The sequence below is a fragment of the Mesorhizobium sp. M7A.F.Ca.US.014.04.1.1 genome (genome assembly GCF_003998745.1).
Classification (GTDB): domain Bacteria; phylum Pseudomonadota; class Alphaproteobacteria; order Rhizobiales; family Rhizobiaceae; genus Mesorhizobium; species Mesorhizobium ciceri.
Map to the genome: position 1 here is coordinate 1 of NZ_RZRW01000186.1, position 9,883 is coordinate 9,883.

12 protein-coding genes are annotated in these 9,883 nt (G+C 62.7%); 6 read left to right on the top strand and 6 right to left on the bottom strand.

Annotated features, from left to right (window positions below):
• On the top strand, window positions 1-739 hold a 739-nt coding region (locus tag EOA22_RS14600), incomplete at its 5' end, for a TIGR01620 family protein (RefSeq protein WP_127390048.1).
• A gap of 135 nt (window positions 740-874) precedes the next feature.
• Window positions 875-1,429 carry a hypothetical protein gene (locus tag EOA22_RS14605; protein WP_024503535.1) on the top strand — a complete coding sequence of 185 codons (555 nt, stop codon included), beginning with the start codon at window positions 875-877 and terminating at the stop codon, window positions 1,427-1,429.
• 111 nt (window positions 1,430-1,540) lie between these two features.
• Here EOA22_RS14605 and EOA22_RS14610 read toward each other — a convergent pair whose 3' ends face one another.
• The 3 genes from EOA22_RS14610 to EOA22_RS14620 form a co-directional block, all read right to left on the bottom strand.
• Window positions 1,541-1,807 carry a hypothetical protein gene (locus EOA22_RS14610; RefSeq protein WP_024503536.1) on the bottom strand — a complete coding sequence of 89 codons (267 nt, stop codon included), beginning with the start codon at window positions 1,805-1,807 and terminating at the stop codon, window positions 1,541-1,543.
• A gap of 182 nt (window positions 1,808-1,989) precedes the next feature.
• Window positions 1,990-3,198, bottom strand: coding sequence for an MFS transporter (locus EOA22_RS14615; RefSeq protein WP_127390049.1), 1,209 nt, complete (start codon window positions 3,196-3,198; stop codon window positions 1,990-1,992).
• 60 nt (window positions 3,199-3,258) lie between these two features.
• Complete coding sequence (locus EOA22_RS14620) at window positions 3,259-4,248, bottom strand: AraC family transcriptional regulator (protein ID WP_063170228.1); 990 nt, start codon at window positions 4,246-4,248, stop codon at window positions 3,259-3,261.
• A 160-nt stretch (window positions 4,249-4,408) separates the two neighbouring features.
• Here EOA22_RS14620 and EOA22_RS14625 point away from each other — a divergent pair, with 160 nt between their 5' ends.
• Both EOA22_RS14625 and EOA22_RS14630 read left to right on the top strand, forming a co-directional pair.
• On the top strand, window positions 4,409-6,244 hold the full coding sequence (locus EOA22_RS14625; protein WP_127390050.1) for a monovalent cation:proton antiporter-2 (CPA2) family protein: 1,836 nt from the start codon (window positions 4,409-4,411) through the stop codon (window positions 6,242-6,244).
• Between the two features lie 14 nt (window positions 6,245-6,258).
• Entirely contained in the window at window positions 6,259-6,804 is a 546-nt protein-coding gene (locus EOA22_RS14630) for a DUF924 family protein (protein WP_063167919.1), read from the top strand.
• A gap of 26 nt (window positions 6,805-6,830) precedes the next feature.
• Here the strand turns inward: EOA22_RS14630 and folK are convergent, their stop codons facing one another.
• Genes folK through folP form a run of 3 tightly spaced genes read right to left on the bottom strand, consistent with a single transcriptional unit; the run spans window position 6,831 to window position 8,541 of the window.
• On the bottom strand, window positions 6,831-7,343 hold the full coding sequence (gene folK, locus EOA22_RS14635) for a 2-amino-4-hydroxy-6-hydroxymethyldihydropteridine diphosphokinase (protein ID WP_013531872.1): 513 nt from the start codon (window positions 7,341-7,343) through the stop codon (window positions 6,831-6,833).
• The gene (gene folB, locus EOA22_RS14640; RefSeq protein WP_013531873.1) at window positions 7,327-7,686 is read right to left on the bottom strand and encodes a dihydroneopterin aldolase; all 360 of its coding nucleotides are present in this window, start codon (window positions 7,684-7,686) and stop codon (window positions 7,327-7,329) included. The genes folK and folB overlap by 17 nt, the downstream gene beginning before the upstream one ends.
• Before the next feature lie 3 nt (window positions 7,687-7,689).
• Window positions 7,690-8,541: a dihydropteroate synthase gene (folP, locus tag EOA22_RS14645; protein WP_063167918.1), complete on the bottom strand. Its 852-nt coding sequence runs from the start codon at window positions 8,539-8,541 to the stop codon at window positions 7,690-7,692.
• Between the two features lie 103 nt (window positions 8,542-8,644).
• Here folP and EOA22_RS14650 point away from each other — a divergent pair, with 103 nt between their 5' ends.
• Together EOA22_RS14650 and EOA22_RS14655 are read left to right on the top strand one after the other, a co-directional pair.
• The gene (locus EOA22_RS14650) at window positions 8,645-9,304 is read left to right on the top strand and encodes a DUF922 domain-containing protein (protein WP_063170227.1); all 660 of its coding nucleotides are present in this window, start codon (window positions 8,645-8,647) and stop codon (window positions 9,302-9,304) included.
• A gap of 202 nt (window positions 9,305-9,506) precedes the next feature.
• Window positions 9,507-9,883, top strand: a 377-nt coding sequence (locus EOA22_RS14655; RefSeq protein ID WP_127390051.1) for an MFS transporter, incomplete at its 3' end; no start/stop codon positions are given.

A 9,883-nucleotide genomic window follows, 5' to 3' on the forward strand; every position in this document is an offset into this window, starting at 1 on the left:
CGCCATCGCCGTGCTGGCGCTTGTGGTGATCCTGATTCGCGAATTCCTGGCGATCGCCCGCCTCGCCGAGGTCGAAAAGCTGCAGAAGCGGGCGCTCGATGCGATCGCCCGCGACGATCCCAAGGCGGCACGATCGGTCGTCGACGAATTGTCGGCCTTTGTCTCGGCCAAACCCGAGACCGCGGCCGGCCGGCGCGAGCTGGCCGAATTGCGCGGCGAAATCATCGACGGCGGCAATCTCGTGCGCCTGGCGGAGGCTGAAATTCTCGGACCACTCGATGCCAGAGCGAAAGTGATGATTCTCGAAGCTGCCAAACGCGTCTCGCTGGTGACGGCGGTCAGTCCACGCGCACTGGTCGATGTTGCCTATGTCGTGTTCGAGGCCGGGCGGCTCATTCGGCGCCTGTCGGAACTCTATGGCGGACGGCCGGGAACGCTGGGTTTCTTCCGCCTGGCGCGCAGCGTTCTGGCGCATCTGGCGGTAACCGGTTCGATCGCGGTCGGCGACAGTGTCGTCCAGCAGATCGTTGGCCACGGCCTGGCCGCGCGCCTTTCGGCCAAGCTTGGCGAGGGCGTCGTCAACGGCATGATGACGGCGCGCATCGGCATCGCCGCGATGGAGACGGCTCGACCCCTGCCCTTCAGCGCCGCCAAACGTCCCGGATTGGGCGACTTCCTCTCGGCGCTGACATCGTTCGCAACCAGGAAAGACGGTGCAACGACCCCCTCCGGCAAGTGAGCCGGGCTGGAGTGTCCGGGCATTCGGAATCGTTACCGGACTGCTCTGCGGCGGCCCCGCGGTGACGAAGCATTAACCAATCTTGTTCATGGTCAGACCGGTTCCAAACAGCATCTTTGTTGCCGGGTGTCGTCGATGAAAAGCGTAATTCTATCCAGCGTCCTGTCCCTGGCAACGGTGATTACGACAGTCGTCGGCATTGCCGGAGTGGCCTCTGCGGCGGAGCCGGACAAGCAGTTCTTCCAGTCTGCCGAAGGCAAGTGGATCGGTCCCGGCGAAATCGTCGCCGGCAAGTACAAGGGCACCAAGTTCAACTGCAGCTTCACCGGCTCGACGCCCGACGGCAAGGTCGGCATGTCGCTCGACGGCGGCTGCCGGGTCGGTATGTTCACCCAGCCAATGTCGGCCAAGATCGAGCGCAAGGGCCGCGAGGGCTACAAGGGCAGCTTCATGGGTGGCGCGACCGGTTCCGGCCTCGACATCATCGGCGGCAACGTCGTCGATCCCCGCAAGGTGGTCTTCACCATCAACCGCAACCAGCTGCGCGGCGTCATGCAGGCTCGCATCCCTGACGACAATTCGATGACGGTGACTATCGCCGTGCGCGTCAACGACCAATTGGTGCCGGTGATCGGCATGAGCCTGAAGCGGGTCGACGCGGTCGAAGTCGGTTCCATCGCGCCGAACTGAAATCGCGCCGAACTGAAAAATCCGAAGAAAAAGGCGGCGACCCAACGGTCACCGCCCTCTCACTTGAGCCCATCGAATCAGGCGCTTAGGCCTTGATCTCAAATCAGGGTGTCAGCCCTTGATCGCGGCCGTCACTTCGTCATAGGCCTTGCAGGCGTCGGCCAACGTCGTGGTGCCCTGATACTTGGTTGTCACCGCCTGGACCTTGGCGGTCAGATCAGCCGCCTTGGCCGGGTCCTTGGTGATCGCCTCCTGAAGTGCTGCAGCCATGTCCTGCGCCTTCTTGGTTGCGATCTCCGCCGTGCACTCAGGCGCCTTCGAGCAAGCCGAACCGGCAAGCACCGCCAGGCCGACGGCAACAAACAAAAACTTCTTCATGTCAGTCATCTCCTCAAAAAGGGCGCGACTTGATCGTCGATCACCCTCCAATGGCCGAAGCCGAGCGTCCTTAGCCTTCGATTGCGGCAAGATGCAACGTGTTCCCGGCCTCAACTTGTGTATCGCGCCTGCAACATCGCTGGCGGCAGGATTTGAGGCTACTGTGTCGGCGGCTGCAAAGTTCAGCTGCGAGGCTGCAGCAGCGCCAAGACGGCGGTCGATGCGGCAAGGATAGCAGTCAGAGTCAAAGGTCCAGTCGCGCCATAGGTGTCCACGACATAGCCGCCGACAACCGCGCCGATGGTGATGGCAATTTGGAAAGAGGTGACCATCAGGCTGCCCGCTGCCTCCAGCGCATCAGGCGCCGCGCGCGACATATTGGTCGGCAGCACCACCGGCGCCATGCCAAAGGCGAAACCCCACAGCGTAACGAAGCCGAAGGCAACGCCGATACGCGAGCCCCAAAGCACCAAAGTAAGTGCCGCAACCGCCATCAACGCCGCGGTGACTGCGAGGGCCATGTGGATGTTGGTGTCGGCCATGCGGTCGCCGGCAACATTACCGATCACGGCAGCGACGCCAAACCCGAGCAGAGCCAAGGCAATCGGTCCGGTTGTAAGGAGTGTCACCTGTTCGAGGAAGGGACGCACATAGACCGAGCCGGCAAAATGCCCCGTCATCAGCAAAAGGATAGCCAGCATCCCGAGTTGGATGCCGCGCCGCCGGGTCAGCCGAAATACATCTGCAAGGCTGTTGCTTGCCGTTGCGGGCAAGGTCGGCAGGCTGAGAAACTGCAGCAGCATGGCAAGCGCGGCCAGCCCCGCCGTCATGGCCATGGCACTGCGCCACCCTATCCAGTCACTGATCAACGCGCCCATCGACGGTGCGGCAATGGTTGCGAGCGAGACGCCCAGGGTGACGATCGCCATGCCCCGACCTGTCGCGCTGGCGCCAACCAGCCTCGCCACAACGGCGACCGAAAGTGCCCAGAAAGCGCTGAGAGCGATGCCCAGCCCGGCGCGGCCCAACAGCAACAGCCAGAAATCGGTCGCCAGCGCCGCCAGGACATTGGAACCGACCGCAAGAGCACTGAGACCAACCAGCACCGCCTTGCGGTTCAAGCGGCCGATGAGAACATTGCTCAACATGGCCGTCACGGCGCCGACGGAAGCGGTGGCGGTGACTACCTGTCCGGCCGTCCCCTCGCTGATGCCGAGATCGCGTGCCATTGGCGTCAGCAGACCTGCGGGCAGGAATTCGGCCGACACCAAGGCAAAGCTGGTGGCCGCCAATGAAATGACCGCGAACCAGGTGGCTGCGCTCCACGCGGCTGGTGCATCGGCATCAAGGCCAGTCGCGGCGTCTTCAAGCTGTAATGTTGTGTCAGTCACGGAAAGATCTCCAAAGTTTGGAGGTCTTAAATAGGCGAGTCCGCTCGGATGATATGTATCTTAGAATCCGAAATTCATATCCATTCGTCCGGGAATTGTGCGACGCACAACGCCCGGCGAGACATTGGTGATGCGCTTGAACGCGCGCGCGAAGGATGCCTCCGAATCATAGCCCAAACGGGTAGCGACTTCGGCAACCGACAAGCCGTTTTGGCCCAGCAATTCGCGGGCAAGCTGCATGCGCAGGCGGGCGAGATAGTGTGCGGCACCCTCCCCCAATACCGCACTGAAACGCTCGGCGAAAATCGAGCGCGATTGGCCTGCCACGCCGGCCAGGCTTCCCAGCGTCCAGTTGTGGCCGGGGTCGCGGTGCATGGCCGCCAAAGCGCGGCCTATATGGGGGTCGCGGATGGCTGCGAGCCAACCGGTGGTCGAGGCTCCATTGCAATTGACCCAGCAGCGTATGAGCCGGGCCGTCAGCAAGTCGGCCATACGCGACAGAATCGTGGCGCTGCCCATCTGCGGCTGCGAGGCCTCCACCGTCATGGCCGCCAGCAAAGGACCGACGACCGGGTCATTGCCGGCCACGTCGCAACCCTTGATGACAGGCGGCATCAACGTGATCAATGGGTTGAGCGCATAGGAGTCCAAGGCCATGGAGCCGCAGAAAAGGGTGCTCGTCGCGCCCGTTCCTTGCCGTACCACTTCGCAGACGTTGCCCCCCAACTTGATCACCTGGCAACCTTCGAGCGAGCCCCCTGCAACGTCCGGCGCGCTCGCCAGCCGATGGGCGATGCCTTGCGGCAGCAGCACCAGATCGCCATCGCGCAGCTCCTGCCAACCTTGCGATTCAGTATGAATCCAGCATGGGCCCTGGCCGACAAAGTGAAACCGAAGCAGCTGTTGTTGCGGAAAGTCTATGCTCCATGGGTGCCGGAGTTCGCAGCGGCCATAGTTGACACCACTCAAGCGAAAGTCTTGCAGAACTTCGCTGAGCGCATCCATCGGGATATGTGGCGGCGAGGACGGCCGGGACGAATGGTCAAACATATACGCAATATAGATGCCGAACGTCCGGCAGGCAAGCGGGGACCGTTGTTCCACCAGGTCAATCACTGCAACGGCACCCTACCCTTTCCGGCAGATTTCTCGCCTTGCCTCCCGCTCCAACTGCATGCAAGGAGTGCTGCAAGACACAGGGACAAGAGGCATGGCGGCGGAAGCATCGGGCAGTGATCTGGTTCAGGTGGTGGCGCTGCTTGCTGCCGGTGTCGTCGCCGTTCCCATCTTCAAGCGCATGGGCCTCGGCTCGATCCTCGGCTATCTGGCTGCCGGCGTGGTGATCGGCCCGTTCGGCCTCGGCGTCTTTTCCGAATCGGAAGCCATTCTTCATGTCGCCGAACTCGGCGTGGTGATGTTCCTGTTCATCATCGGGCTGGAAATGCAGCCATCGCGGCTCTGGGGCCTGCGCCGCGAGATCTTTGGCCTCGGTGCGTTGCAGGTCGGCGTCTGCGCGCTCCTGCTGACCGGGGTCGGCATGGCTGGAGGGTTTCCAATCGCGCAATCCTTCGTCGCCGGCGCCGGGTTCGTGCTGACCTCGACAGCGATCGTCATGCAGCTTCTCGAGGAACGCGGCGAAATCGCCGCGCCGAAAGGCCAGCGCATCGTATCGGTCCTGCTGCTCGAGGATCTTGCCATCGTGCCGCTGCTGGCCCTGATCGCGTTTCTGGCGCCCGGCGGTGCCGACACCAGCCTATCGGAGCGGCTGACCGAGGTCGGCATCGGCCTCGCCGCGATCGTCGGCCTGGTTGTGGCCGGCCGTTATCTGCTCAATCCGTTCTTCCGCATCCTGGCGGATGCCCGTGCCCGCGAGGTGATGACGGCGGCGGCACTTCTGGTCGTTCTCGGATCCGCGCTCGCCATGCAGCTCAGCGGCCTGTCGATGGCGATGGGCGCCTTCCTGGCCGGTGTGCTTTTGTCCGAATCGACCTTCCGCCATCAGCTCGAAGCCGATATCGAACCGTTCCGCGGCATCCTGCTCGGTCTGTTCTTTCTCGCGGTGGGCATGTCGCTCGACCTGCATGTGGTCGCGGCGAACTGGCGGCTGATTGCCATCTATGTCGTCGCCTACATGGTGATGAAGGCATTCGGCATCTACATCGTCGCCCGTATCCTGAAAACCAGCCACCGCGAGGCGCTTGAGCGCGCGGTCTTCATGGCGCAAGGCGGTGAGTTCGCCTTTGTCCTTTATTCGGCGGCCGCGGCGGTCGGCATCATCGACGGCAACGCCAATGCGACGCTGACGGCGATCGTCATCATCTCCATGGTGCTGACGCCGCTGGCCATCATCGCCTTGCGCTATCTGACGCCGCGCGACGAGCAGGCGCTCGACGGCGTCGACGTCGCCGATGGCCTGACCGGCAGCGTGCTGATCATCGGCTTCGGCCGCTTCGGCCCGATCGCCAGCCAGCCGCTGCTGCTGCGCGGCATCGACGTCTCGATCATCGACAATGACGTCGAAATGATCCAGGCGGCGGCCGATTTCGGCTTCAAGGTCTACTATGGCGACGGCACGCGGCTGGACATCCTGCATGCCGCCGGTGCCGGCCGGGCGCGCGCCGTGCTGATCTGCGTCGACAAGGCCGATGTGGCTGTTCGCATCGCCCAGCTGATCAAGGCCGAATTCCCACTGCTCACCGTGCTGGCCCGCGCATTCGACCGTGGAACGGCGCTGCAGCTCATACGTGCCGGCGTCGACTACCAACTGCGCGAAACCTTCGAATCCGCACTTGTTTTCGGCGGCTCGGCCCTGGAATCTCTGGGCGTCGATCCCGAAGACGTGGCTGAAACGATCGAAGATGTCAGGCGCCGCGACACCGACCGCTTCGAAACCCAGCTCGCCGAAGGCATTCGCGCCGGACAGCGCTTCCTGAGAGGCAATATCGGCACGCCGATTCCGACACCGCTCTCGACGCCGCGCCGGCCTGGTCAGGCACTCAACGAAGAGACCGCGGGTGTGCTGCACAAATCCGAACCCGCCGATTGAGCAAGGAATCAGGTATGGAATTGGACAGCAGAGCCCTGTCGGTCACCAAATTCTGGCGCGATGCCGGCGAGGATGCCTGGTTCGAGAAGAACGAAGCATTCGATGCCGAGTTCCGCGACCGCTTTCTCGACCTGCACTACGCCGCCGCGCGGCGTGAATGCGACGACTGGCTGGAACATACCGAAGGCGCGCTGGCGCTGATGATCCTGCTCGACCAGTTTCCGCGGAACTGCTTTCGCGGCACCGGCCATATGTACGCGACCGATCCGCTCGCCAGATATTTCGCAGAGAAGGCGATCGCGGCTGGTCATGACCTGGCACTCGAGGAAGAACTCCGCGTTTTCCTCTACCTGCCCTATGAGCATTCGGAGCTACTGGCCGACCAGGATATTTCGGTCGAGCTGACGCAGGCCAGGGCCGAGCCCTATCTGAAGTATGCTGTCGAACATCGTGATATCATTGAGCAATTCGGCCGTTTTCCGCATCGAAACAGGATGCTTGGGCGCGAAACCACCTCGCAGGAGCAGACGTTCCTGGATGGTGGCGGCTTCTCGGGCTAAAGTTCGGCCGTCGCTTTGCCCAGAAATCAGGCCAGCCACCAATCCCGGCCGGACGACAATCGCTCGATGCCTGAGGTATCGACGGCGACCAGGCGGTCGGTGATGCTGCGACCGCTGACAACCAGGCCGGGCGCGATCTCGGCCAGCGGCGCCAGCACGAAGGCGCGCTCCAGCATGCGCGGATGCGGCACCTCCAGCCCGGTCTCGTGGATGACGCGGTCGCCGAACACCAGAATGTCGATGTCGATCAGCCGCGGCCCCCACCGCTCCTCGCGCACCCGCTTCAGCTTGCGCTCCGCATCGAGGCAGAGGTCGAGCAAGGCACGCGGTGCAAGCACGGTGGAAATTTCGGCGGCCGCATTGAGAAAATCCGGCTGATCGAGCTTGCCCCAGGGCGGTGTGCGATAAAGCGAGGAGACGCCGGTGACACGCGTATCCGCGTCGGCATCCAGCATGCGCAGCGCCGCGCTCATGGATTTCGCCGGATCGCCAAGATTGCCGCCAAGGCTGAGATAAACGGTACTATTCGGGCCAGACAACGGTCACCTCGACATAATCGAGCACGCCGGGCACTGGTGCGTTCGGCTTGCGCACCGTGATCTCGGCTTTCTTTATCTGCGGAAAACGCGCCGTCAGCGCACGGGCCACTTCGAGCGCCAGCGACTCGATCAGAAAACGGCGCTGCCCGGTGATGATCTTTTCAATGACGCTGAATGCAACGCCGTAGTGGACTGTATCCTCGATCGAATCTTCGGCAAGCGCCCGGCCTGGATCAACGGTCAGAACGGCATCGACATAGAAGCGCTGGCCGAGCCGTTCCTCCTCGTCCAGCACGCCGTGCCGGGCAAAGAAAGCGCAGTTCTTCATGCGGATGACATACATCGATCAGTTTCTCGCCCGGTCGGTTTGACGCGCCAGCATAGCATCGGCGAGCGCCAATGCGTCCACGTTGAATGCGACATCGTGGACGCGAAACAGATCGGCGCCCTGGAGCCTCAAAATGACGCTGGTCGCCGCTGTTCCGACCCCTCTGTCGGCGGCATCACGGCCGGTGACCGTGCCGATGAAGCGTTTTCGCGACGTGCCGGCCATCAGCGGCAGGCCGAGTGCATGCAATTCCGAAAAGCGTGCCATCAGGTCGAGATTTTCCTCCGCCGTCTCCTTGGCGAATCCGAAACCGGGATCGAGCACGATGTGATCATCGGCGATGCCGTTCTGGCGGGCGATTTCCAGCGACCTTCGCAGGAATGCCAACTGATCGGCAATCGCGTCCGGCAGCTTCTGGCGATCCCGCCCGGTATGCATGATGACAAGCCCGGCGCCGGTATCGGCGGCGACACGAGCAATATCGGGCTCGCGCTGCAAACCCCAGACATCGTTGACGATATGCGCGCCGGCGGCGACCGCCAGCCGCGCCGTGTCGGCGCGATAGGTATCGACCGAAATCAGCACCTCGTTCACGCCCGCCAGCGCTTCGATCACCGGCAGGATGCGGGCCTGTTCCTGGCTGGCCGATACCGCGGCAGCACCTGGGCGCGTCGATTCTCCCCCGACATCGACAACCAGTGCCCCTTCCCCGATCATGCGGCGCGCCTGGGCCAGCGCCTTTTCAGGAGCGTCGAACTGGCCGCCGTCGGAAAAGCTGTCGGGCGTGACATTGAGGATGCCGACGACCACGGCCTTGCCGCCAAGGTCGAGATGGCGTCCATGCGCCAATTGCCATCGCCTGGCCGTCATTGCTCATCGACCATGGAGTTCATCAATCATGTGTGATCCCTGGCGGATCAATTTCATTGCGCCGGCAACGGCCGTAAAGCAAGGTGGTCGAAGAGGCAACATGATGAAACGATCCATGCTTGGCATGAAAAAACAGTCCTTGGGCGTGAAACAATCCTTGGCTTGCGCGCTGCTGCTCGCCATAACGCCGCACCCGGCGGCGGCGGCCAATCTCGTCAAGACGTACAGCTATTTCGCCATTGGCGGCAGCACCCTCGACGACATCGAGGCACAACTCTCCAAACGCGGCCCGGAGGTGAAAAGCACCGGCACGCGGCACCCGGGCGCCACGCAAATGGCCTTCACCACCCGTATCAGCTATGCGCAGACACCGAGTTCCTGCCGGATTGCCGACGCGGTGGTGACCGTCAAGGTGAAGGTGATCCTTCCCGAGTGGCGCCGGCCGCGCAAGGCCGATGCCGATGTCAGGCTGTTCTGGGATACGCTGTCGGCCGACATCAAGCGCCATGAGGAGCGCCATGTCGAAATCGCCAAGAACCATGGCGGCGAACTCGAAGAGGCCTTGAAGGCCACCTACCCGCAAAAGAACTGCAACGCCGCCAAGGCCAAGGCGGCCGCGATCACCGCGGCTGTTCTGGCCAGGCACGACCGCGCCCAGCTTCAGTTCGACCGCGTCGAAAGCGTCAATTTCGAAAGCCGCATCTTGCGGCTGCTGCGCTACCGCATGGAGCGCATCGGCAACGGACGACTGCCGCCGGCCTGAACGCACCCGAACTGAAAGCCAATTCACCGAAACGTAGTGCCAGATTCGAAAAACTTTCGAGCCGCCGTCGAAACCGGCCTATATGGGACGACATATATCAGGCTCGCCAGACGAGCTTAAAACACCAATGCGATCCAAACGGTCATGAAGCCGGAGCGGCTGAACAGCGCCGGTCAAATCGCAAGCTTATGGATGAACGATCATGGACCAGGCTGTCGATGAGAAAACGATGGCGGAAACCGGCACGCCGATAACAGAGCGCGAAAAGAACGCCATCATCGGCGGCGTGCTGTTGTCGATGCTGTTGGCGGCACTCGATCAGACCATTGTCGCGCCGGCCATGCCGACCATCGGGCATGCGCTCGGAAACGCACACTATCTGCCATGGATCGTCACCGGTTATCTCCTGACCGCTACAGCCGTGGCTCCGCTCTACGGCAAGATTTCCGACGTCTACGGCCGCCGGCCGACCGTCTATGCCGCGATCCTGATCTTTTTGGCGGGATCGCTGGTCAGCGCGATGGCCCCCAACATGTTTGTGCTGGTTGCCGGGCGGGCGATCCAGGGCGCCGGTGGCGG

Excerpts from the sequence above, each read along its gene's own strand:
- EOA22_RS14605 (WP_024503535.1), top strand. The coding sequence starts at position 875 with ATGAAAAGCGTAATTCTATCCAGCGTCCTGTCCCTGGCAACGGTGATT.
- EOA22_RS14610 (WP_024503536.1), bottom strand. The coding sequence starts at position 1,807 with ATGAAGAAGTTTTTGTTTGTTGCCGTCGGCCTGGCGGTGCTTGCCGGT.
- EOA22_RS14620 (WP_063170228.1), bottom strand. The coding sequence starts at position 4,248 with ATGTTTGACCATTCGTCCCGGCCGTCCTCGCCGCCACATATCCCGATG.
- EOA22_RS14625 (WP_127390050.1), top strand. The coding sequence starts at position 4,409 with ATGGCGGCGGAAGCATCGGGCAGTGATCTGGTTCAGGTGGTGGCGCTG.
- EOA22_RS14630 (WP_063167919.1), top strand. The coding sequence starts at position 6,259 with ATGGAATTGGACAGCAGAGCCCTGTCGGTCACCAAATTCTGGCGCGAT.
- folB (WP_013531873.1), bottom strand. The coding sequence starts at position 7,686 with ATGTATGTCATCCGCATGAAGAACTGCGCTTTCTTTGCCCGGCACGGC.
- folP (WP_063167918.1), bottom strand. The coding sequence starts at position 8,541 with ATGACGGCCAGGCGATGGCAATTGGCGCATGGACGCCATCTCGACCTT.
- EOA22_RS14650 (WP_063170227.1), top strand. The coding sequence starts at position 8,645 with ATGAAACGATCCATGCTTGGCATGAAAAAACAGTCCTTGGGCGTGAAA.